General features: G+C 63.3%; 19 protein-coding genes. 12 read left to right on the forward strand and 7 right to left on the reverse strand.

What is annotated here, in order from left to right; all coding sequences use genetic code 11:
- The first annotated feature begins 79 nt into the window (after window positions 1-79).
- From ytfQ to JI748_RS01665, 8 genes are all read left to right on the forward strand, one after another.
- Window positions 80-1,054, forward strand: a complete 975-nt coding sequence (gene ytfQ / locus JI748_RS01630) for a galactofuranose ABC transporter, galactofuranose-binding protein YtfQ (RefSeq protein WP_407644933.1) — start codon at window positions 80-82, stop codon at window positions 1,052-1,054.
- 152 nt (window positions 1,055-1,206) lie between these two features.
- Complete coding sequence (locus JI748_RS01635; RefSeq protein WP_201634337.1) at window positions 1,207-2,724, forward strand: sugar ABC transporter ATP-binding protein; 1,518 nt, start codon at window positions 1,207-1,209, stop codon at window positions 2,722-2,724.
- Window positions 2,724-3,719: an ABC transporter permease gene (locus tag JI748_RS01640; protein ID WP_201636948.1), complete on the forward strand. Its 996-nt coding sequence runs from the start codon at window positions 2,724-2,726 to the stop codon at window positions 3,717-3,719. Before JI748_RS01635 ends, JI748_RS01640 begins: the two co-directional genes overlap by 1 nt.
- Complete coding sequence (yjfF, locus tag JI748_RS01645) at window positions 3,716-4,684, forward strand: galactofuranose ABC transporter, permease protein YjfF (RefSeq protein WP_201634340.1); 969 nt, start codon at window positions 3,716-3,718, stop codon at window positions 4,682-4,684. The genes JI748_RS01640 and yjfF overlap by 4 nt, the downstream gene beginning before the upstream one ends.
- Window positions 4,685-4,721: 37 nt before the next feature.
- Complete coding sequence (locus JI748_RS01650; RefSeq protein WP_201634343.1) at window positions 4,722-5,450, forward strand: FadR/GntR family transcriptional regulator; 729 nt, start codon at window positions 4,722-4,724, stop codon at window positions 5,448-5,450.
- 62 nt (window positions 5,451-5,512) lie between these two features.
- On the forward strand, window positions 5,513-6,481 hold the full coding sequence (locus JI748_RS01655) for an acetylxylan esterase (protein ID WP_201634346.1): 969 nt from the start codon (window positions 5,513-5,515) through the stop codon (window positions 6,479-6,481).
- A 93-nt stretch (window positions 6,482-6,574) separates the two neighbouring features.
- Window positions 6,575-7,066 carry a YciE/YciF ferroxidase family protein gene (locus tag JI748_RS01660; RefSeq protein ID WP_201634349.1) on the forward strand — a complete coding sequence of 164 codons (492 nt, stop codon included), beginning with the start codon at window positions 6,575-6,577 and terminating at the stop codon, window positions 7,064-7,066.
- A 23-nt stretch (window positions 7,067-7,089) separates the two neighbouring features.
- Window positions 7,090-7,311, forward strand: coding sequence for a DUF2934 domain-containing protein (locus JI748_RS01665; RefSeq protein ID WP_201636950.1), 222 nt, complete (start codon window positions 7,090-7,092; stop codon window positions 7,309-7,311).
- A gap of 247 nt (window positions 7,312-7,558) precedes the next feature.
- On the opposite strand, the gene efp is transcribed toward JI748_RS01665, so the two are convergent.
- A complete protein-coding gene (gene efp / locus JI748_RS01670; RefSeq protein WP_201634352.1) occupies window positions 7,559-8,128 on the reverse strand; it encodes an elongation factor P in 570 nt (189 codons plus the stop codon).
- A 126-nt stretch (window positions 8,129-8,254) separates the two neighbouring features.
- Here efp and epmA point away from each other — a divergent pair, with 126 nt between their 5' ends.
- The gene (gene epmA, locus JI748_RS01675; RefSeq protein WP_201634355.1) at window positions 8,255-9,313 is read left to right on the forward strand and encodes an EF-P lysine aminoacylase EpmA; all 1,059 of its coding nucleotides are present in this window, start codon (window positions 8,255-8,257) and stop codon (window positions 9,311-9,313) included.
- Window positions 9,310-10,347 carry a lysine-2,3-aminomutase-like protein gene (locus JI748_RS01680; RefSeq protein WP_201634359.1) on the forward strand — a complete coding sequence of 346 codons (1,038 nt, stop codon included), beginning with the start codon at window positions 9,310-9,312 and terminating at the stop codon, window positions 10,345-10,347. Before epmA ends, JI748_RS01680 begins: the two co-directional genes overlap by 4 nt.
- Here the strand turns inward: JI748_RS01680 and JI748_RS01685 are convergent.
- From JI748_RS01685 to JI748_RS01710, 6 genes are all read right to left on the reverse strand, one after another.
- Window positions 10,344-10,547: a hypothetical protein gene (locus tag JI748_RS01685; protein WP_201634362.1), complete on the reverse strand. Its 204-nt coding sequence runs from the start codon at window positions 10,545-10,547 to the stop codon at window positions 10,344-10,346. The genes JI748_RS01680 and JI748_RS01685 overlap by 4 nt on opposite strands.
- A gap of 51 nt (window positions 10,548-10,598) precedes the next feature.
- Window positions 10,599-11,240: a glutathione S-transferase family protein gene (locus JI748_RS01690; protein WP_201634365.1), complete on the reverse strand. Its 642-nt coding sequence runs from the start codon at window positions 11,238-11,240 to the stop codon at window positions 10,599-10,601.
- A 108-nt stretch (window positions 11,241-11,348) separates the two neighbouring features.
- Window positions 11,349-13,058, reverse strand: coding sequence for a Rieske 2Fe-2S domain-containing protein (locus JI748_RS01695; RefSeq protein WP_201634368.1), 1,710 nt, complete (start codon window positions 13,056-13,058; stop codon window positions 11,349-11,351).
- Between the two features lie 195 nt (window positions 13,059-13,253).
- Window positions 13,254-14,150 carry an aromatic ring-hydroxylating dioxygenase subunit alpha gene (locus JI748_RS01700; RefSeq protein ID WP_201634371.1) on the reverse strand — a complete coding sequence of 299 codons (897 nt, stop codon included), beginning with the start codon at window positions 14,148-14,150 and terminating at the stop codon, window positions 13,254-13,256.
- An 89-nt stretch (window positions 14,151-14,239) separates the two neighbouring features.
- Window positions 14,240-14,386 (reverse strand): hypothetical protein, encoded by a 147-nt coding sequence (locus tag JI748_RS01705; RefSeq protein WP_201634373.1) that lies wholly within the window; start codon window positions 14,384-14,386, stop codon window positions 14,240-14,242.
- A gap of 77 nt (window positions 14,387-14,463) precedes the next feature.
- Entirely contained in the window at window positions 14,464-15,240 is a 777-nt protein-coding gene (locus JI748_RS01710; RefSeq protein WP_201634375.1) for an SDR family NAD(P)-dependent oxidoreductase, read from the reverse strand.
- A gap of 305 nt (window positions 15,241-15,545) precedes the next feature.
- Here JI748_RS01710 and JI748_RS01715 point away from each other — a divergent pair, with 305 nt between their 5' ends.
- Both JI748_RS01715 and JI748_RS01720 read left to right on the forward strand, forming a co-directional pair.
- A complete protein-coding gene (locus JI748_RS01715) occupies window positions 15,546-17,423 on the forward strand; it encodes an autotransporter assembly complex protein TamA (protein ID WP_456073106.1) in 1,878 nt (625 codons plus the stop codon).
- Window positions 17,423-21,760, forward strand: a complete 4,338-nt coding sequence (locus JI748_RS01720; protein WP_201634379.1) for a translocation/assembly module TamB domain-containing protein — start codon at window positions 17,423-17,425, stop codon at window positions 21,758-21,760. The genes JI748_RS01715 and JI748_RS01720 overlap by 1 nt, the downstream gene beginning before the upstream one ends.
- Window positions 21,761-21,771 lie beyond the last annotated feature (11 nt).

Consider the following 21,771-nt stretch of genomic DNA (forward strand, 5'->3'; position numbering starts at 1 on the left):
TACATATAATAGTACTTTATGTAGCGTCCCCCTACCGCCCGAGGTGAACACGCCCGGCGGCTTTTGGGAGGACTTCATCGTGAGCATCATCACCAAGCTTGCCATCGCGGCAGGCCTCGCTACTGCCTTGTCTACCGCTGCCTTTGCCCAGGCCGACCTCAGCGGCAAGGTCATCGGTTTTTCGCAGATCGGTTCGGAATCCGGTTGGCGCGCTGCCGAGACTTCGGTCACCCGTTCCGAAGCCGAAGCCCGTGGCGTGGACCTCAAGTTTGCCGACGCGCAGCAGAAGCAGGAAAACCAGATCAAGGCGATCCGCGGCTTCATCGCCCAGGGCGTTGACGCGATCCTCATGGCGCCTGTGGTCGCAACGGGCTGGGACGACGTTCTGGCCGAAGCCAAGGAAGCTGAGATCCCCGTCGTGCTGCTCGACCGCGGCATCGATGCGCCGGAAGACCTCTACCTGACCTCGGTTGCGTCCGATCAGGTGCTTGAAGGCCGCGTGGCCGGTGAGTGGCTGGTCAACGAAGTTGGCGACGAAGATTGCAGCGTCGTCGAACTGCAGGGCACAGTGGGTTCGAGCCCGGCTATCAACCGCAAGCAGGGTTTCGAAGAAGGCATTGCTTCGGCCTCCAACATCAAGATCACCCAGAGCCAGACAGGCGACTTTACCCGTTCCAAGGGCAAGGAAGTCATGGAAGCCTTCCTCAAGTCGTCTAATGGCGGGGCCGATATCTGCGCGGTTTACGCCCATAACGACGACATGGCCGTTGGCGCCATCCAGGCGATCAAGGATGCCGGCCTCAAGCCCGGCACCGATATCAAGGTGGTCTCGATCGACGGCGTGCCGGATATCTTCACCGCCATCGCCGCTGGCGAAGCCAATGCCACGGTCGAGCTGACCCCGAACATGGCTGGCCCGGCTCTCGACGCGCTGGCTGCCTATTGGGCCGATGGCACCGAACCGGAAAAGTTTATCATCACCGAGTCCAAGCTCTACACGGCCGAGAACGATCCGCAGGGCGAATATGATCGCCGCAAGGGTCTGGGCTACTAAGAGCTTATCACTGCGCTTATCCCAACCACGGTGTCATCCCGGGCTCGACCCGGGATCCATCCCGAGACCTCAGGATGGGCCCCGGCATTCGCCGGGGTGACACTTTGTGGTTGGGGTACTCAATGTTGAAGCCGCAAGGCTTGGGAGGGGCGATGAACGATACGGCTTACGCGCTTGAAGCGCGCGGGATCGTCAAGATCTTCGGCAATCACGTCGCACTCGACAATGTCAATTTCGGCCTGCTGCCCGGCGAAGTGCATGCGCTGCTGGGCGAGAATGGCGCGGGCAAATCCACGCTGATCAAGATTTTGACCGGCGCCTACCAGCCGACGGGCGGGCAGGTGCTGGCCGATGGCGTGGCGGTGACGCTCGACAACCCACAGCATGCCCAGAAGTACGGCATCGGCACGGTTTACCAGGAGGTCAATCTCCTGCCCAATCGCTCCGTTGCGGAAAACCTCTTCCTCGGTCACCAACCCACGCGCTTCGGTTTCGTTGATCGGCGCAAGATGGAGCGCGACTCGCGGGAGGTGCTCAAGCGCTATGGGCTCGACCTTGATCCGGCGAGCGAGCTGGGCGCCCATTCGGTAGCCGTGCAGCAGATCGTGGCTATTGCCCGGGCTGTCGAGCTTTCCGGCAAGGTCCTTATTCTCGATGAGCCGACAGCGAGCCTCGACCGCAACGAGGTCGAGCGGCTCTTCGAGATCATTCGCGACCTTAAGGCGCGCGGACTTGCCGTCGTCTTCATCACGCATTTCCTTGACCAGGTGTTTGCGATTGCCGATCGGGTCACCATTCTGCGCAATGGCAAGCTGATCGAGACGCGGACGCTGGATGGCACGACGCGCACCGATGTGGTGCGGCTCATGCTGGGCAAGGATGTCGCTTTTTCCGGCGCGACTGGCGTCGAGGATGCGCGGCCGCTCGGCGAGGTGCTGCTCGACTTTAAGGGTTATGGCAAAAAGCGCAGCGTGCATCCGTTCAACCTGACCATCCACAAGGGTGAGGTGGTCGGCGTTGCTGGCCTTTTGGGTTCCGGCCGTACGGAGATGGCGCGCATCATGTTCGGTGCCGACAGTGCCGACGAGGGTACGGTCACGGTCAGCGGCAAGCCGGCCAATATCTCGCGGCCGACCGATGCGATCGCCAGGGGTTTTGGCTTTTTGCCGGAGGACCGCAAGGTCGAGGGTATTTTCGGCGACCTTTCGGTGCGCGAGAATATCGTCATAGCGCTCCAGGGGAAGCTCGGCTGGTTCAGTGCGCTTAGCCGCGACGAGCAGCTCGAGATTGCCGGCCGCTTCGGCGAAAGCATGGATATCCGGGCCGCATCGCTCGACATGCCGATCAAGCTCCTGAGCGGCGGCAATCAGCAAAAGGCGATCCTTTCGCGTTGGCTGGCGACCGATCCGGCATTCCTGATCCTTGACGAGCCGACGCGCGGCATCGATGTCGGCGCGCATGCGGAAATCGTGCGCACCATTAACCGGCTGCGCGACGAGGGCCTGGCGCTGGTCGTCATCTCTTCCGAGCTCGACGAAGTCGTCGCTTATTCGACCCGCATCGTGGTGATGCGCGATCGCGAGCTCGTGGCCGAACTTTCCGGCGAAAACATCAATCCCGGCGTTATCGTCCAGGCGATCGCCAACCATCGCGAAGGTCCACCGGCATGATGCGCCGCGTCGTTTCCGCCCTCGCCAGCCCGCAGCTTCTGGCGCTCCTCGGCGTCCTGCTGATCAACTGGTTCCTGTTTCCCCCATTCTTCCGCATCACCTGGCAGGACGGCCGTCTGTTCGGCTCGCTGATCGATGTGCTCAATCGCGGTGCGCCGGTGGCGATCCTCGCCATCGGCATGGCCGGGGTGATCGCCACCAAGGGCGTCGATCTTTCGGTCGGGGCCATCATGGCCGTGGCTGGAGCGGTGGCGGCGACCATGGTGGTGGCTGGATATCCGGCGCCGGTCGCCGTTGTCGCGGCACTGGCGGTCGGCCTGGTCTGCGGCTTGTGGAACGGTTTTCTGGTCGCCGTGCTCGACATCCAGCCGATCATTGCCACCCTGGTGCTGATGGTTGCCGGCCGCGGTATCGCGCAGCTGATCACCGAGGGCTTTATCGTTACCTTCACCGATCCGCTGCTGATCTTTATCGGCACAGGCTCATTCCTCGGCCTGCCAATGGCGGCAGTGATTGCCTTGGTGCTGATGATCGTCGTGACGCTGATCATCCGGCGCACCGCACTTGGCCTCTTCATCGAAGCCGTGGGTGTCAACAGGGCAGCAGCGAGCCTTGCCGGCATTCGCAGCCGCATGCTGTTGTTCCTGGTTTATGGCCTCTCGGGCTTCTGCGCTGCCGTGGCCGGCATCATCGTTGCCGGCGATATTCGCGGCGCCGACGCCAACAATGCCGGTCTTTGGCTTGAACTCGATGCCATTCTTGCGGTGGTGATCGGCGGTACGTCGCTGCTTGGCGGGCGCTTCTCGGTGCCGCTGGCCGTTGTTGGCGCCATCATCATCCAGGCCATGAATACCGGCATCCTCGTTTCCGGCTTTCCGCCCGAATTCAATCTTATCGTTAAGGCGGGGCTGATCTTTATCGTGCTCGTTATCCAATCGCCGCTTGCGACCCGTCTCGTGCCGGTGCGCTTGCCCAAGGCGGAGGCGCGCAAATGAGCCGCTCGCTTCGTCCGCTCGTTGCCACGGCGGTGATCTTTGCCATCGCCTATGCCTTGGCCGTGTTCCAGTTCCCCAACATGTTCTCGACCCGGGTGCTGGGCAATTTCCTCACCGACAATGCCTTCCTGGGCATCACGGCGGTGGGCATGACTTTTGTCATTCTGTCCGGCGGCATCGACCTTTCCGTCGGCGCGGTGATCGGCTTCACCGGCGTTCTTATTGCCGTGCTGATCTCGCTGGCCGGCTGGCACCCGCTTGCCGCTTTTGCATTGGCGCTGGCAATCGCGGCTGCGTTTGGCGGGATCATGGGCCTCGCCATTCATTACCTTCAGGTGCCTGCCTTCATCGTAACGCTAGCTGGCATGTTCCTGGCTCGGGGTGGCGCTTCGGTGATCACCCGCGACTCCATTCCTGTAAACCACGAATTCTACACCTGGATCTCCGAACTTACGATCCGCGTGCCGGGCGGCGGACGTTTTAGCTTTATCGGCTTGCTGATGATCGCCATCTTCATCATCGGCGCGCTGGTGGCGCATCGCACCAAGTTCGGTTCCTATGTCTATGCCCTGGGCGGCAACGAAACCTCGGCGTCGCTGATGGGCGTGCCGGTGGCCCGCACGACGGTGGGCGTCTATATGCTGTCCTCGGTGCTTGCGGCCTTGGCGGGGATTGTCTTCTCGCTCTACACGTCGGCGGGTTATCCGCTTGCGGCGGTGGGCGTCGAACTCGATGCGATCAGTGCCGTGGTGATCGGCGGCACCTTGCTGACCGGCGGCTATGGCTTCGTACTCGGCACGTTTATCGGCGTCATGCTCCTGGGCTTGGTGCAGACCTACATCATCTTCGATGGCACGCTTTCGAGCTGGTGGACCAAGATCGTCATCGGCGGGCTCCTGTTCCTGTTCATCGTGTTGCAGCGGCTCATCTTTGCCGCATCGACACCGGGAGAGAAGTCGCATTAAGCGTGCGGGGCGCCCGCAGCGCTTAAGAAGGGCATAGATGAGCGAGACCGGCAGCCTTATCCGTTCCCTTTCCGGGCGGCGCGCTGCACGGAATTTCCACACCTTCGTCATCAACGAAATCGGTCATGCCATCGTCACCGGGCAGTTCGCGATCGGCTCGGTGCTGGCGAGCGATGCGGTGATGATGGAGCAGTATGGCGTTTCCCGCACCGTTCTGCGGGAAGCCCTGAAGACGCTGGAAGCCAAAGGTCTGGTCGAGGCGCGACCAAAGGTCGGGACCCGCGTCTCCCCCCGCAGCCGCTGGAATTACTTCGATCCGCAGCTTCTGGCCTGGCATTTCGACGCGCCGGCCGATCAAGCCTTTTACCAAAGCCTTTTTCGCGTGCGCACCTTGATGGAAACGCCGATGGTGGAACTGGCCGCCCTGCACCGGACGGCGGAGCAGGTGCGCTTGCTCAAATATTGGGTGCACCAGATGGAAACGGCAGGCGACAGCATCGAGCAGTTCGGTCTGGCATGCCTTGAAGTCCACGCCGTGATTGCCGATGCCGGGCACGATCTCTTGCTGCGTTCGGTGCTGGGCGTGGTCGAACTGACCTTGGCGCTGGCGCTAACACGGGACAAGGCGCTCGCCGGCGCGGACTATCGCGAGCAGTCGGCAGCGCTCTTTAATCAGCTCACGCGTGCCATCGAGGGCGGCAAGCCTGCGGATGCAGCCGCGGTGCTGGCGCAAATTCGGGGGCTCGACGAAGGCCAGTTCGCTTAGGGCTGGACGGCAGCAAAGGCGCAAGCCACTCTCGGCAGAAGACTATTGCGCCGGAGTTCGCCTTGCCTTTTCCCGATCTCGTCCATCCCGCCATCGACGCCTATGAAAGCGCGGTGCAGACGCCTGCCGATTTCGTCCAGTTCTGGGCCTCGACTATCGCCGAAGCCCGGGCCCTTGGCGGCGAGGTCAGCATGGTGCCGGCTCAAACGACGCTTAAGCTTGTCGAAGTCTTCGACGTCACCTTCCCCGGCTTTGGCGGGCACCCGATCAAGGGCTGGCTGATGCTGCCCCGGGAGCGCAGCAGAAAGCTGCCGCTGGTCGTGCAGTATGTGGGATATGGGGGCGGCCGCGGCTTTGCGCATGAGGGACTGCATTGGGCCGTGTCGGGCTTTGCCTATTTCCGCATGGACACACGCGGGCAGGGGAGCGGCTGGAGCACCGGCGCGACGCCGGACCCCGTCGGCAGCACCGGCCAGATCCCCGGCGTCATGACCAAGGGCATCCTGGACCGCAACGATTATTACTACCGGCGTCTCTTCACCGATGGCGTGCGCGCGGTCGATACCCTGATCGATCTCGATTTTGTCGATGCGGAACGCGTCGCCGTTTGCGGCGGTTCGCAGGGTGGCGGCATTTCGCTCGCCGTCGCGGGCATCGATGATCGCGTCAAAGCGGTGATGCCCGACGTGCCGTTTCTGTGCGACTTTCCGCGTGCCATTCGCGTCGCCGGCCGCGACCCCTATCTCGAGATCGTTCGCTTCCTCGCCCAGCATCGCGAGAAGGCGCAAACCGTTTTTGAAACGCTGCGCTATTTCGATGGCGTCTGCTTTGCGCGCCGGAGCAAGGCGGCCGCGCTCTTTTCCGTGGCGATGATGGACGATGTCTGCCCGCCCTCGACGGTTTACGCGGCCTTCAAGGCGTTCGCCGGCACGGAGAAAACCATCGTGGAATATGAGTTCAACAACCATGAAGGCGGCGGTCCGTTTCAGGATCGCCAGCAGATGGAATGGCTTAGCCGCCGCTTCCTCTGAGGCTCCGATTCTCTTTGCGGCGCGTGCGGAACCTCGCTCGGTGCGCACCGTTTCCTGCCAGCGTCACCGAAATTTCCTCCCGGAGTAAAGACAATGGCTGAAAAGCAACTGGACGATCTGTTCCTCGATACGCTCAAGGACATCTATTACGCCGAGCGCCAGATCCTCAAAACCCTGCCCAAAATGGCCAAGGCTGCCCAGTCGGCCGAGCTCAAGGCCGGCTTCGAGCAGCATGCTGCCGAAACCGAACAGCAGATCGAGCGACTGCAGCAGGTCTTCGAACTCATCGGCAAGCCTGCCCGCGGCAAGACCTGCGACGCCATTCTCGGCATTATCGAAGAAGGCAAGGAAATCATGGACGAATACAAGGGCACCCAGGCTCTTGATGCCGGCCTGATCTCCGCCGCTCAGGCTGTCGAGCACTATGAGATGGCTCGTTACGGCACGCTTGCGACTTGGGCCAAGCAGCTCGGCCACACCGAGGCGCTAAACCTGCTGCTCGAAACGCTCAAGGAAGAAGAAGCGACCGACGAGAAGCTCTCGGCTCTCGCCAAGTCTTCGGTCAACCTCGAAGCGGCCGAATAAGCCTTTTCGTCTGAGCGTCGCCCATGCAGAAAAACACCGCTGTGGCCGAACAAATCCGGCAGACCGCCTACTTTCTCTGGGAACAGGACGGTCGCCCGGAGGGGCGAGCGATGGATTATTGGCTCCGCGCCAAAGCCATGCATCAGCGCCAGATGGCGTTTGATCGCTGGCTAGCCGAAGGCACGCCGCCGGACCGGTCCGCCGAACACTGGCGCGACGCGGGCAAGACGCTGGACGAAAGCTGAAATGGAAACGGGCCCGGTGGGCCCGTTTTCTTAGAAGATGCCCCCACCCGGCCTCCCCCTTCAGGAGGGGGAGGAGCCAGGCCGGCGTGCTGGGCTCGATGGAGCTCCTCCCCCGACTTACGGGGGAGGCCGGGTGGGGGCAGATCGAGTAAGCGGCGCATCTGGTCCCTGCGAGCTTAGCTCTCCGGGCCTGATCGCCTAAATTCTCCCCACTGGGGAGAATTTGTCGCCGAAGGCGACCCGGCGATCAGTCCTTGGCGCGTTCCACGTAGGAATTGTCTTCGGTCAGAATAACGATGCGGGTACCGGCGTCGATATGGGGCGGGACCATGACGCGGAGGCCGTTGTTGAGCACGGCGGGCTTGTAGGACGAGGAGGCCGTCTGGCCCTTCACCACCGGTTCGGTCTCGGTGATTTCGAAGGTCATGCGCTGCGGCAGTTCCATGGAGAGCGCGACGCCCTCATGGGTCATCAGGTGCACCTTCATGCCGTCGGTGAGATAGGCCTTCTGGTCGCCGATGACGTCGTCGCCCACCACGAGCTGCTCGTAGTTTTCCGGCTCCATAAAGTGGTGGCCTTCGCCATCGGAATAAAGGTAGTCATAGACGCGGTCATCGACATCGGCCTTTTCAACCATTTCCACGGTGCGCCAGCGGCCGATCACCTTCACGCCGTCGGAGATACGGCGCATGGTGACGTTGGTCACCGAATTGCCCTTGCCGGGGTGGACGTTTTCGGCCGTCAGCACGACATGCAGATTGCCATCCTGCTCGACCACATGGCCTTTACGCAGGGACGAGGCGATGACCTTGACCATATTTCTTCCTTGTTCCAAGTGCTGGCGCGGTCTAGGCAGAGCCAACCGGGCGCCGAAATTCGTTTCGTGACGGGCCCGATACAGTATTCCGCGCCCTTTCGCCAGACCGGACCGCAAGAAACCGAGATGAACCAGCCCAGTGCATCGGCGGAGACGCCCTGGTGGCATCCGCATCGCCATGCCGATCGTCGGCCGGCCCTCCTGGCGCGGGCCCGGTTCGACATTAACGTGCGCAAGTGGATGCTGGACAATGGTTTTATCATCGTCGATCCGCCGGGCCTCGTGCGATCGCCGGGCAACGAGACCCATCTTCATGCCTTTGGCACGGAGATGATCGGCAATGATGGGGTGGAGAGGGAAATGTATCTCCACACCTCGCCCGAATTCACGATGAAGAAGCTTTTGGCAGCGGGGGAGACCCGCATCGCCAGCCTCCAGCATGTTTGGCGCAATCGGGAACGGTCGGCACTGCATCATCCGGAGTTCACCATGCTCGAATGGTATCGGGCGGGGGAGCCATACGGCCGGATCATCGAGGATGTGCTCGAGTTGATCCGCATTGCCGCCGCGACGACGATGACCAAGAGCTTCAGCTTTCGCGGGCGCGACTGCGATCCGCATGCGCCGGCCCAAAGGCTGAGCGTGGCCGATGCTTTCGAGCGCTTTGCCGGCATCGACCTTTTAGCCACGATGGACGAGGATGGCGTGCCCGATGGCGAGGCGCTGGCCGGGCAGATGATGGCAGCGGGCATGCGCGTGCCGGAAGATCGTAGCTGGAGCTATCTTTTTACGCAGATCCTGGTCGAGAAGGTCGAGCCCGAATTGGGCAATGGGCGCGTCACGGTGCTCGACCGCTATCCGGCCTGCGAAGCGGCGCTGGCGCGGCGGGTGCCGGGGGACCGGCGCGTGTCGGAGCGGTTCGAGGTTTATGCCTGCGGTGTCGAGCTGGCCAATGGTTTTGGCGAATTGACCGACGCGGGTGAGCAGCGGCGGCGTTTTGAGGCGGAGATGACGGAGAAGCAGCGCATTTATGGCGAGCGCTATCCGATCGACGAGAATTTCTTGCAGGCTCTCGACTTCATGCCAGAAGCAAGCGGCGTGGCGTTGGGCTTCGACCGGCTGGTGATGCTGGCGACGGGTGCACAGCGGATCGAGTCGGTGCTTTGGGCGCCGGTGGCCGAATGACCGTGGCGATCAAAAGCGTGGACGCGTTGCGCAACGCCGGGCTGGCGGACGATGATCCGGCGCTCGATGCGGTGGCGCAAAAATATGCCGTGGGTATCACGCCGGCCATGCTGGCGCTGATCGATCCGACCGATCCCGATGATCCGATCGCCCGGCAATTCGTGCCGACAGCTCAAGAGCTCCTGACCACGCCGGACGAGCGGGCGGATCCGATCGGGGATCTCAGTCATTCGCCGGTGGAGGGGATCGTTCACCGCTATCCCGATCGCGTGCTGCTCAAGGCGGTGCATGTCTGCCCGGTCTATTGCCGCTTCTGTTTCCGCCGCGAAATGGTGGGGCCGCAGGGGTTGGGGACGCTGACGCCGGCGGAACTGGACGCAGCGATCGGCTATATCGCGGCGCATGAGGAAATCTGGGAAGTGATCCTTACCGGCGGCGATCCGCTGGTGCTGTCGCCGCGGCGGCTACGCGCCATAACCGAGCGGCTGGCTCGCATCCCGCATATCAAAATCGTGCGCTTCCACACCCGTGTGCCGGTGGTCGAACCCGAGCGCATCGATGCCGAAATGATCGCGGCGCTCAAGGCCAGCGGCAAGACCACCTACCTTGCCGTGCACGCCAACCATCCGCGCGAGTTGACGGAAGCGGCGACCGCGGCATTCGATCGGATGATTGAAGCCGGGGTCATGCTGATCAGCCAGACCGTGCTTTTGCGCGGCATCAATGACAGTGTCGAAACGCTGGCGGCGCTGATGCGCGGCTTCGTCGAAAACCGCATTCGGCCCTATTACCTGCACCACCCCGACCTCGCGCCGGGCACGGCGCATTTCCGCCTCGGCATCGAGGAAGGGCAGGCATTGGTGTCAGCGCTGCGCGGACGCATATCGGGCCTCTGCCAGCCCGTCTACGTGCTCGACATTCCGGGGGGCCACGGAAAGGCGCCGATCAACGCCGCCAATATCAGTGGCGGCGATGGCTGTTTTACGGTGCGCGACTGGCAGGGCGGCGAGCACCGTTACCCGCCAACGGATTAGTCGGATGAACCGCTGAGCCCGCCGACGCGATTGCCGAAGCCGGGCTTGACGTCTTCGCCGTTGAATTCGGCATCGGCGGCCTCGTTCACGTCCTGGATGGTTTCGGCTTCTTCCGGCTTGCTCGAGGGCACGGTACCGCCCTTGTTGAACTCGCGGTTGGCCTCTTCATTGGCTTCGGTGGTCTCGTTGCGGTCGGTCATGGGCAACTCCTCTGCTGACCAGGCCAACGAATGCGCCTTTGGCGGGTTGCTTTATGACAGTGCCCGCCCTGCCGGAAAAATGCCGGACATGACGACGAAGCCCGGCACGCGGCGGACGCGGTCGGTCCAGCGGCGGAGGGCTGGGTAGTCCTGGCGGGCGATGCCGCCTTCTTCCGAAAGCATGACATAGGGGAAGCAGGCTATGTCGGCGGTGGTGGGATGCGCGGGTGAACAGAGCCAGTCGCGGCCCTGTTTTTCGCCGAACCACAGATGCTCGTCCATCAGCCGGAAGATCCGGTGCGCTTCGCGCTGGGCGCGGGGGATGTCGTAGTCATGGCCATAGCTCAGCGCCAGCCGGGCAGCGGCGGAGCTGCCGGTAATGCCATCGGCCACGCCGTGCCAGCGCAGAACTTCGGCGGTGACGGCCGGATCATCCGGAAACCATTGGCCGCTGGGGTCATACTTCTTGGCGAGGTAGGCGAGGATGGCGCCGCTATCGGCGAGCACCAGATCGTCGTCCTTGAGCACCGGCAGCTGGCCAAAAGGATTGAGGCGCAAGAACCAGTCGGCCCGGTTCTCGCGACCCGGAAAATAGTCGACCGGAACGATGTCATAGGACAGGTCGAGGATGCTCATCAGCAAGCGCAGCTTGTAGCAATTGCCGGAGAGTTCGAAGTCGTAAAGGGTGATCATAACGCCGCCTTTTAGACCTCATGGTGAGCTTGTCGAACCACGAGGTCGGGTATGCAAATCGTGCCACGACCTCGTCCTTCGACAGGCTCAGGATGAGGTCTACTGAAACTAGATGTCGAGAACCAGCCGCTCGCCCTTGGCGCGGCTGACGCAGGTCATGATGCAGGTGTTGGAGGCTTTCTCGGTCTTGTTGAGATAAACGTCCTGGTGGTCGACTTCGCCTTCGATGACGCCGGTGAGGCAGGTGCCGCAGGCGCCCTGTTCGCAGGAAGAAGCGACGGTCAGCCCGTTGTCGCGCATGGTTTCAAGGATGGTCTTGCCGGCGGGGACATGGAGCGTCATGGCCGAGCGGGCCAGTTCCACATCGAAGGCCGAGGAGGCGTCGACCGGCTTGGTGTTTTGGAAATATTCGAAGTGGATCGCCTCGTCGGGCCAGCCGAGAGCGGTTGCCGTTTCCTGCACCATTTCGAGCATCGAGCCGGGGCCGCAGATGTAGACGTGGTTGGCGAATTGATAGGGGCCGAGAAGTTCGGTGACCTTGGCTTTGACCAGCTCACGGCCGAGCCCGACATGGGTATCGACGCTGCCGTGCAAAACCTCGAGCTCGCTTTGGAACGCGACGGTGTCGCCGCTGCGGACGAAGTAGTGGAGCTCGTAGGGCAGGCTGGACTTGTCGAGAAAGCGCGCCATGGAAAGGAGCGGCGTGATGCCGATGCCGCCGGCGATCAGCAGCGTGCGGGTCGCGTCGCGGCGGAGGGGGAAATTGTTGCGTGGCTCGGAAATGGCGAGCACGTCGCCTTCGCGCACGGTCTCGACAAGAACCTTGGAGCCGCCCTTGGAGGCGCCCTCCTGCTTGACGCCGATGACGTAGCTTAGAAGATCGCCGGGTCCGTTGGTGATCGAATATTGGCGAACGAGACCATTGGGCAGGTGGACGTCGATATGGGCGCCGGGCTGGAAGGTCGGCAGGTGCTTGCCGTCGCGATCGGCAAGTTCGAAGCCGATCACGCCATCGCCCGACTGCCACTTGCGCTTGACCACGACATTGAGCGTGTTGCCGCGCGGCACGGCGATGTCGGGCATGGTCGAGAGTTCGACCGAGACTTTTTCGTAAGTGGGCTCGAGCGGCTTGGGCGCGGGTTTTTTCGCGGCAGCGCGCTCCAGGCGGTCGCGCAGCTTGCTCAGCATTTCATTGTAGTGCCGTAGCGCCGTAATCTCGTCAGCGGGCTTTTCGGGCAGGAGGCCGCGGATCACGGAGCGGTCGGCATCGACGGGCTGGACGAAGAAGATGGCGCTGCCGAGCTTCACCGCGAGGTTGGGCAAGATGTCGGCGGGCTGATCGTCGGGAGCAAGGCGCATCAGGCCGGCGACAACATCGTCGGGCGTCGCCGCCACAGGCATTGGGCGCAGGGCGAACCAGTTGTGACCTTCGGAACCCTCGAACGGCGCGAAGGGCTGGTCGTCATTGGCGGCGGACCAGATCAGGCCGAAGGCTTCGCGCACCGGGTATTTGCGGTTCTCAATGCGGCGGGCCGGGGCGTCGGCCGGGTGGGCGGGGATATAGGTGCAGCCGGCGGAGCGATTGGCATAGCGCCAGCCGTGATACTGGCACTTGAGCTCCTGGCCTTCATTGATGCCGATGGAAAGACGCACACCGCGATGAAGGCAGCGGTTTTCCCAGACATTGACGTTGCCGTCATCGGCGCGCCAGACGGCAAGCTCGCGACCGAGCAGCTGGCCCTGATAGACGTGGCGGAACGGCAGGTCATCGCTGGAAGCGATGGGGTACCAGGCGGGGTCTGAGAGGCTGAGGGGCATAATTCATCCGAAATCTGATCGCGCCACGATCCTATTTCACAAGCTTTCGCCCTGGCGTACGGGGCTAGATGTTCGGCTCCCTCCCCCTTGAGGGGGAGGGTGGGGTGGGGGGTGGTGCGGTGGTCTACCGAGGGACCCCCTCCCTTGATCCCTCCCCTCAAGGGGGAGGGTGTCGACTGCGATACCTTGCTTATCCTAGCTCGCGACCGGGATCACGCCGTAGGTGATCCCCTTCTGGCTAAGCCAGCGGCGATAGGCGATGGCGGATTTGTCGGCGCGGATCGGGGTTTCGGAGCGCGGGTCGAGCGGCAGGCGCTTGGGATACTGATTCTCGAGGATCGGCTTGTCCTGGCCGAAGATCGTCTGCTGGAAGCGACGGAGATCGGTGATGGTCGAAGTGGAATCGATCATCGACTGGAGGAGATGGGCGCGGCAGCGTTCCTCGGTCATCGGTTGGAGAAAAATGCCGATGACGTCGCGGCGGCTTTCGTCTTCCGGACAGGATTTATAGAGCACCGAGCAGAAGGGATGAGGCACGCGATAAACGTATTCCACTTCCATCGCCGTGGTTGCGGACTTTGCGGCACGCGGCTGCATGAAGCGGCATTTGGTGGCCAGCACCTCGTCGCGTTCCTCGGACACCTCGACGTCGTATTCCTTGACCTCGGTATGCGGCTCGGAGCCGAGAATATCGGTGTGGACGTAAGGGAAATGGCCCATGTCGAGGAAGTTCTCGACGGCACGGGGCGCCGAGACATGGATGGCGATCGAGCCGCAGCTCATGTTGACGCGATCGGGTTCGGCAAATTCGGGGATGGGGAAGAGATCGGCTGGCGCCGTGCCGAGGCAGGTCCAGGTATAGCCATAGGCGGTGCGCACCGGCAGGCGCTCTAGCACCGTTTCGGCATCGACCTCGTCGCCATTCTGCTCGTCGCTGCGCAGCCAGACTACCGGCTCGCCATCCGTGCCGCGGGTCAGCGCCAGCGGCGTATCGAGGAGGAGCGTGGTTTCGACGAGGCCGATCGGCAACTCGTCCGTTGCTGCGACGACATGCCAGAGGTTGCGGGTGATGGGGTCTAGAGCTTGGGACATATCCTTACAATAATGCGGCTTGTTCGCTAAGCCAGCAAAAATTGCGGATCAGGGTCATGCATGTCCGGCATGACCCGGGCCGTTCGCCCTTATTTGCGGTCGGCCGGCGAAAGCGCGGGCTGCAGCTGCGCGACGACGCTGGTCTTCGCGCCAGCGTTGAAAGCGTCGGCGGGAAGAAACAGAAGCGTGCCGACGGCCAGGGCTACGAGAAAGGGTAGTAGGTTGCGAAACTTCATGGTCGGCGCCCCTCGTGCGGTCGGCGCCGACTAAGCTCGCAATGGGAGAAGGCGGCAAGCGCCGCCTCGACTTACGGTTACTTGCTACGGTGAATATCGAAGGGCCCGATGGCCTGGGTTGTCGCCATTAACTGGATCTTGTTGACGTTTACATGGGCCGGAAGCGACGTCGCCCAGAAGATGGACTCTGCGATGTCTTCGGCAGTCATCGGCTTGGTGCCGCTATAAACATTGCCGGCCTTGGCCTCGTCGCCGCCATAGCGGACAACGGAAAACTCGGTTTCGGTGAGGCCTGGCTCGATATCGGTGACCCGCACATTCTTGCCCTGCAGATCCGAGCGGATGGCGAGCGCGAAGTGTTTTACGAAAGCCTTGCTTGCCGCATAGACCGAGCCGCCGGGATAGGCGAACTCGCCGGCCACCGAGCCTAGCGTCACGACATGGCCGCCACCGCGGGCGATCAGGCCGGGCAGCAGCAGCCGGACCGTATAGACCAGGCCCGATACGTTGGTATCGATCATGGTCTGCCAGTCATCAAGGCTTGCTTCCGCCGCGGGCGCCACCCCAAGCGCAAGCCCGGCATTGGCCAAGACGACGTTGATGGCGTCGAACGGCGCCGGAATGGCAGCGATCGCGGCCTCCATCTGGTGACGGTCGCGTACATCGAGCGGGATGATGTGGCACTTGTCGTGGCCAAGTTCATCGCGCAGCGCCACCAGCCGATCCTCGCGTCGGCCAGTGGCAATGACCTTGCCGCCGGCGGCCACATAGCGGCGGGCCGCGGAGGCGCCGAAGCCGGAGGTGGCGCCAGTGATGAAGACGACGAAGCGGCTGGGATCGAGCAGCGAATACATGAAAAATCCTGACGGCAAGACGGAGAGCCAAGGGTGGACCGGCGCCCTTGCCGGCGTCAACCTCCGTTGCCGATCGGCCACGATCCACAGGGCAATCGCCTCCGCTGGCCGTTAGGGGTGGGCTTAGCCGTTTCATCGCCCTAAACTTGGCGCGACATTGTGGAGGCTCGCTGTAAGCGTGCGGCAAGCTTAACACTATCTTTCCGCCCCCTGGGCAATCATCACCTCAGCCCGGTTTGGTTGATGTGTAAAAGGGCAGGATGAGACCACTGCTAAGCGTGCGTTTGAAGACGAGTATTTGCGCCTTGAGCATTGCCGCGGCTGTGGCCGTGGGGAGCATGCCGGCGGCCGCCTTCGAGTTGTTCGGCGTAAAATTCTTCGAGGACGAGGCCGATCGCGACGCCGAAGCGGTGATCGCCGATCCGCAGCCCTATTCCGTCACCTTCGGTGCCAGCGAAGGCGGCTCGGTTGAAAATGCCGTGCGCAATGCGTCCTCGCTCCTGGCTGACCAGGACAAGCCTGCCTCCGGCGCGGCTGGCCTTATCGCCAAGGCACGCGGCGATTACCGCCGCATACTCGCCGCGCTTTATGGCGAAGGCTATTACGGCGGAGCTATCAGCATCCGCATCGGCGGGGTGGAAGCGGCAAACCTGGCACCGGACACGCGCCTGCCCAAACCAGCCGATGTGGTGATTTCGGTCACTGCGGGTCCACTGTTCCGCTTCAGCGACGTGGGGATCCAGAACCAGGCGCCGCTCACCACCGACCCGGAAGATCAGGTCGACCTGCCGGCCGTGCGCGGTTTCGGGGTTGGGGAAGTGGCGCGCTCGCCTGTTATCATCCGGGCCGAACAGCTGGCGCTCGATGCCTGGCGGCAGCAGGGTTATGCGAAGGCCGAAATCGTCAGCCGCGATGTCGTTGCCGATCACGCCACCAACACCGTGGCGGCGACCATCGTCGTCAATCCCGGGCGCCTTGCCGCCTTTGGTCCCATCGCCGTCACCGGCAATGAGCGGATGAACCCCGAATTCGTGGCTCAGCAGACCGGCCTTGCCGTGGGACAGGAATATGATCCGGACGACATCGAGCGCGCCCAGCGCCGCCTCGACCGGCTGGAAGTGTTTCGAGCGGCGCGGCTGGAAGCTGCCGAAAGCATCGGCAGCGATGGGCTCCTGCCTTATAATCTCATCGTCGACGAATTGCCCGGTCGCCGCTATGGCCTGGGCGCCAGCTATTCCACCGTTGACGGCCTGGGCCTCGAAGCCTTCCACCTCTGGCGCAATCTTTTCGGCCAGGCCGAGCGCTTGCGGCTCGATGCGCGCGTTGCCAGCATCGCTTATCCCGTCGACACGGCACAGTTCGACTATTTCGTTGGCGGCACCTTCACCAAGCCCGGCTTCTACCACCCCGACGTCGACCTCGTTGCCTCCGTTTCGGCCGAGCGCACGATCTACCCCACCTATACCGAGACCTCGGCCAGCGCCCGCCTTGGCCTTACCTGGTTCTTTTCCGACGACCTGACCTTCGAGGGCGGCGTCAATGCCGAGCGCTCGCGCTTCGACGACGTCTTCGGCACGCGCGATTTCGCCACCGCCGGCGCTTACGCTGGCGTCATCTTCGATGGCCGCGACAATGCGCTGGACGCGACCGAAGGCTGGTATGCTGCGGGCAACGTCGAGCCCTATTACGACTTCATCTATGGCAAGCCGGGCCTGCAGGTCGTGGCCGAGGGCCGCACCTATTTCGGTTTCGGCGAAGACGATGCCTTCGTGCTGGCCGGGCGGCTCAAGGGCGGCGCGCTGCTCGGGCCCTCGCTCAATGAAATCCCGCCCGACAAGCTGTTCTTTGCCGGCGGGGGCGGTTCGGTGCGCGGCTATGGCTACAAGAGCATTGGCGTCGACAATGGCAATGGCGTGGTGACCGGCGGGCGTTATCTGCTGGAAGCGTCGCTCGAAGCGCGGGTCAAGGTGACGGAAGACATCGGCGTCGTCGGTTTCGTCGATGGCGGCTATGTCGCGGCCGATGTGTTCCCCGGTTTGCAGGACCTGCGGCTCGGCGCTGGCGTCGGCGTCCGCTACAATACGGGCTTTGGACCCCTGCGCCTCGATGTCGCCATTCCGCTCAACAAGAAACCGGGCGATCCCGATTACGCGATCTATGCCGGCATAGGGCAGGCCTTCTGATGCGGCGCTTTTTCCCCAAGACTCGCCGCATGCAGGTGCTGGTTGCTGCGCTGCTGCTCGCGCCAGCCGCTGTCCCCGTGACCTTGGTCGCGCAGGATATGAGCAATGAGGAGCAAAAGGGCTTTCTCACCAATTTCGTCGAGGACCGGCTGTCGACGCCGGAACGGCAGATCCGGCTCTCCAACATCGATGGCGTGCTCGGCTCCGACGTCTCGATCAACGAGATCACCATTTCGGATGCCCAAGGCGTCTGGCTGCGCGTTAACAATGCCAGCCTCAACTGGAACCAGGCTGCGCTGTTTCTTGGCCGGCTCGAGGTCAATTCGCTGCGCGCCGACTCCATCGAATATGTGCGCAATGCCATTCCGGTGGAAGGCGCAGTCGATCTGCCGCCGCCGGAAGCGGGCACGCTCGAAATCCCCGAATTCCCTGTCGCCATTCAGATCGGAGAGCTGGCTGTGCCCAGCGTCCGTTTTGGCGAAGACGTGTTTGGCCTCGGCTCCAAGATTTCGCTTGCCGGATCGATGTCGCTTGCTGATGGCAACCTCGATGCCGCGCTCGACATCGTCCGGCTCGACGGGCCGGGTGGCACGCTTGATCTCGATGTCGCCTTCAGCAACGAAACGCAGGTGCTCGACCTTGGTCTCTCGCTGGTCGAGCCGCCCAATGGGGTGATCGCCAACCTCCTCAACATCGAGGGCCGGCCGGCGGTGCAGCTGACGCTGGACGGGCAGGGGCCGGTTTCCGATCTCGAAGCGCAGCTGCGCTTGCTGGCCAATGACCAGGAAGCTCTGGCAGGAACGGCATCGATCGCTCAACAGCCCGGCGGCTATGGCGTTTCGGTCGAGCTCGGCGGGCCGCTGTCCACGCTCGTTGCCGAACAATATCGTCCGTTCTTTGGTGCCGACACACGGCTCAGCGCCGAGGCCATGGTGCTCGATGTGGGTGGGGTGGAGATCTCCAACCTTTCCCTGAGCGGCGGCCAGCTTGATCTTTCCGCCAGTGCGTCCACGACGGCCGACAACTTCCTGTCGCGCCTGGATCTTTCCGCGGCCATTGCCGATCCTTCTGGCGGGCGCGTCACCTTGCCGGCTCCAGGGCTCAACACTGTTCAGTCGGCCCAGCTACAGATCCGCTTCGGCACCGATGCCGGCGACCAGTGGTCGAGCACGCTCGCGGTCGACGGTTTCGAGACGGCAGGCTTCGCGGCCGACACGCTGGCGCTCAATATCGGCGGCGTGGCGCAGAACCTGCAGGACGCGGCCACGCGCATGATCACCTTCAACGGTGACGGCACCTTGTCCGGTATCTCTGCCGATGAGGGTGTCGAAGCGGCGCTGGGCGACAGTGTCGGCCTCGGCATTGCCGGCGTCTTCAATGCCGGCCAGCCCATCCAGCTCGCCGAATTGCGCATTGTCGGCGAAGCGCTGACGGCTGGCCTCGCTGGCGCCATCGACGGCACGGATTTCGATGGCCGCATCGCGGTCGAGACCGCCAATATCGCGCCGTTCTCGGGCCTTGCCGGACGCGAGCTGACCGGTGCGCTCAGCCTTGCCGCCGAAGGCCAGATCATGCCCCTGACCGGCGGCTTCGATCTCACCTTTGATGGCAGCGGCACCGATGTTTCCGTGGACGACCCGACGGCCGACGCACTGCTCGAAGGCACCGTGACCTTGTCCGGCCGCCTTGCCCGCAGCCAGGCCGGCATCAGCGCCGACCAGTTTGCTGTTCGCAACCAGCAGGTGCAGTTCACCGCTGATGGTGCCTTTGCAAGCGACGTGTCCGATTTTCAAATCGGGCTCGACCTCGCCGACCTGGCGCTCCTCTCCGATCAGGCCAGCGGCGCGCTGACGGTGCGTGGCTCCGCCCGCTCAACCACTCCCGAGGCGCCGCTCGAACTGCTGCTCGACGGCCAGGTGGCGAGCGGCACCCTCGCCGGTTACAGCTTGCGCGATGCCAGGGTCGGCATTGCCGCCAATCTCCTCGACGGCGAAATCAGCGGCGATGTTACCGGCCTTGCCATGCTCGATGGCAACCGCGCGACACTCGCCACGCATTTCGAAACGGACGAAGTGCAGCAGGCGCTGACGGAAATCGGCTTCGAAATTGCCGGTACGCGCATCGCCGGTGCCGTCACCCGCGCCGTTGACACCGGGCTGCTCGATGGCCGTCTCGAGGTCACAGCGTCCGATGTCTCGCTGGCTGCCGCGATGCTGCTGACCGATGCCGCCGGTGCGGTCAACGCCGCGGTCGAACTGACGCCCCATGGCGACACGCAATCCGCAAGCGTCACGGCCAACGTTGCGAACTTGCGCGTCAACGACATCACCGTCGGCCGCGCCGATGTTTCCGCCGCCATTGCCGATCTCTTTGGCGTTCCCGCGATCGATGGCACGCTCACAGCCAGCTCTGTTTCGGCCGCCGGCGTCGATATCGAAACTCTCGCCGCCACGGCCAGCCAGAGCGGCGACACCACCGACTTCGATGCCCAGGCGCGCCTCGCCACCGGAACCGATGTGGCCCTTGCCGGTGCGCTGAGCCCTGTCGAAGGCGGCTATCGCCTGGCGCTTGATCGGGCGGACCTGGTGCAGGGGCAGCTTTCCGCCCGCCTCGCCAATCCGACTGCCCTAGTGGTCGGTGGTGACAGCGTGTCGCTCGATGCCATTCGCTTCAATGTGGGCTCAGGCAGCATCACTGCCACCGGCACTGCAGGCAATCAGCTCGATGTCACGGTCGACATCGCACAACTGCCGCTCTCGATCGCCAATGCCGTGGCGCCCGACCTTGGTCTTGCCGGGACGATCAACGGTCGCGCTACCATTTCCGGCGCCGCCTCCGATCCGCAGGTGCGTTTCGACGCTCAGGCTAATGGCATCAATGCCAATGTGATCGGCAGCTTTGGCATTGCTCCGCTATCGCTCTCCGCTGCCGGCTCTTATGCAAATGGCAGCGTCGTGCTCGACAGCATCAGCGCCCAGGGCAATGGCGGTCTCTCCGTCACCGGCTCGGGCCGCGTGCCACTCGATGGTGGTCCGCTCGCCGTGTCGCTCAACGGTTCCGCTCCCCTGGCCCTGGCGAACCGCTTCGTCGTCGATCGGGGCGGGGTTTTTACCGGTACGGCAAGCTTTGACGCCAATATTGGCGGGCCGCTCAGCGCGCCGCAGTTCACCGGCGCCGTCAGCACGGAAGGCGCCGGCTATGTTGATCCCGAACTTAATCTTCGGCTGACCGACATTGCCGGCCGTGTTTCTCTCAATGGCAGCACGGCGAGTGTTGAAACCCTCAGCGCCAATCTTGCCACCGGTGGCAGCATCTCCGCCCAGGGAACCGTCGGCTTGGGCGACGGCTTGCCGGCAAACCTTCAGGTCAACATCAACTCGGCCGGCTATGCCGATGGCGAAATCTTCGTCGCGACGCTGTCCGGCGCGCTCACCCTTACCGGCCCGATCACCGGCTCGCCGCTGCTGTCTGGCCAGGTGCTGGTGGAAGAGGCAAACATTGCAGTGCCCGAGGGCTTTGGTGGCGGTGCCCCGCTGATCGAGGTCGAGCATGTCCGCACCCCGCGTCCGGTGCAGGAAACGCTCAATCGCGCCCGCATCAATGCGTGGACCGGCAGCACGGGCGGCGGTTCGTCCTCGCAGCTGCAGCTCGACGTCACTGTTTACGCACCCAACCAGATCTTCGTGCGCGGCCGTGGCCTTGATGCCGAAGTCGGTGGCGAGGTGCGGCTCACCGGCTCGATCAGCAATATCCAGCCGGTCGGCGCCTTCTCGCTCACGCGTGGCCGCCTCGACGTGCTCGGCCAGCGCCTTGATTTCGAAACTGGCACCGTGACCTTGCTGGGCGATCTTGATCCGCAGCTCTATTTCGTCGCCCGCACCGAGGGCGATGGCATCACCGTTTTCGTCACCATAGCCGGCCGCGTCTCGGCGCCCGATGTGACCTTCACCTCCAATCCCGACCTGCCGCAGGATGAAGTGCTGAGCCGGCTGATCTTCAACCGCTCCATGGGCGAACTCTCGCCGCTCCAACTGGCGCGCCTCGCCGCGGCAGCCGCTGAACTGGTGGGCGGTGGTGGCGGCGGCGGGCTCGTCGACGGCCTCCGCGGTGCAGCCGGTCTTGCCGATCTTGACGTCGTCACCGACGATGCCGGCAATGTCGGCGTCCAGGCCGGGACGTATCTGCAGGACAACGTTTATCTCGGCGTCACCGCCGGCACCAATGGGCAGAGCAAGGTGACGATCAACCTTGATGCGACCGATGACCTGACGGTCAAGGGCTCGGTTGGTGCGGACGGGAACACGAGCCTCGGTGTGTTCTTCGAGCAGGATTACTGAGGGCGCTCTCC

Origin of the sequence: Devosia rhizoryzae (genome assembly GCF_016698665.1) — a bacterium.
Taxonomy (GTDB): Bacteria; Pseudomonadota; Alphaproteobacteria; order Rhizobiales; family Devosiaceae; genus Devosia; species Devosia rhizoryzae.

Coding starts and splice junctions, on each gene's coding strand:
- JI748_RS01635 (WP_201634337.1), top strand. CDS start 1,207: ATGAACGATACGGCTTACGCGCTTGAAGCGCGCGGGATCGTCAAGATC.
- JI748_RS01640 (WP_201636948.1), top strand. CDS start 2,724: ATGCGCCGCGTCGTTTCCGCCCTCGCCAGCCCGCAGCTTCTGGCGCTC.
- yjfF (WP_201634340.1), top strand. CDS start 3,716: ATGAGCCGCTCGCTTCGTCCGCTCGTTGCCACGGCGGTGATCTTTGCC.
- JI748_RS01650 (WP_201634343.1), top strand. CDS start 4,722: ATGAGCGAGACCGGCAGCCTTATCCGTTCCCTTTCCGGGCGGCGCGCT.
- JI748_RS01660 (WP_201634349.1), top strand. CDS start 6,575: ATGGCTGAAAAGCAACTGGACGATCTGTTCCTCGATACGCTCAAGGAC.
- JI748_RS01665 (WP_201636950.1), top strand. CDS start 7,090: ATGCAGAAAAACACCGCTGTGGCCGAACAAATCCGGCAGACCGCCTAC.
- efp (WP_201634352.1), bottom strand. CDS start 8,128: ATGGTCAAGGTCATCGCCTCGTCCCTGCGTAAAGGCCATGTGGTCGAG.
- epmA (WP_201634355.1), top strand. CDS start 8,255: ATGAACCAGCCCAGTGCATCGGCGGAGACGCCCTGGTGGCATCCGCAT.
- JI748_RS01680 (WP_201634359.1), top strand. CDS start 9,310: ATGACCGTGGCGATCAAAAGCGTGGACGCGTTGCGCAACGCCGGGCTG.
- JI748_RS01685 (WP_201634362.1), bottom strand. CDS start 10,547: ATGACCGACCGCAACGAGACCACCGAAGCCAATGAAGAGGCCAACCGC.
- JI748_RS01690 (WP_201634365.1), bottom strand. CDS start 11,240: ATGATCACCCTTTACGACTTCGAACTCTCCGGCAATTGCTACAAGCTG.
- JI748_RS01695 (WP_201634368.1), bottom strand. CDS start 13,058: ATGCCCCTCAGCCTCTCAGACCCCGCCTGGTACCCCATCGCTTCCAGC.
- JI748_RS01700 (WP_201634371.1), bottom strand. CDS start 14,150: ATGTCCCAAGCTCTAGACCCCATCACCCGCAACCTCTGGCATGTCGTC.
- JI748_RS01705 (WP_201634373.1), bottom strand. CDS start 14,386: ATGAAGTTTCGCAACCTACTACCCTTTCTCGTAGCCCTGGCCGTCGGC.
- JI748_RS01710 (WP_201634375.1), bottom strand. CDS start 15,240: ATGTATTCGCTGCTCGATCCCAGCCGCTTCGTCGTCTTCATCACTGGC.
- JI748_RS01720 (WP_201634379.1), top strand. CDS start 17,423: ATGCGGCGCTTTTTCCCCAAGACTCGCCGCATGCAGGTGCTGGTTGCT.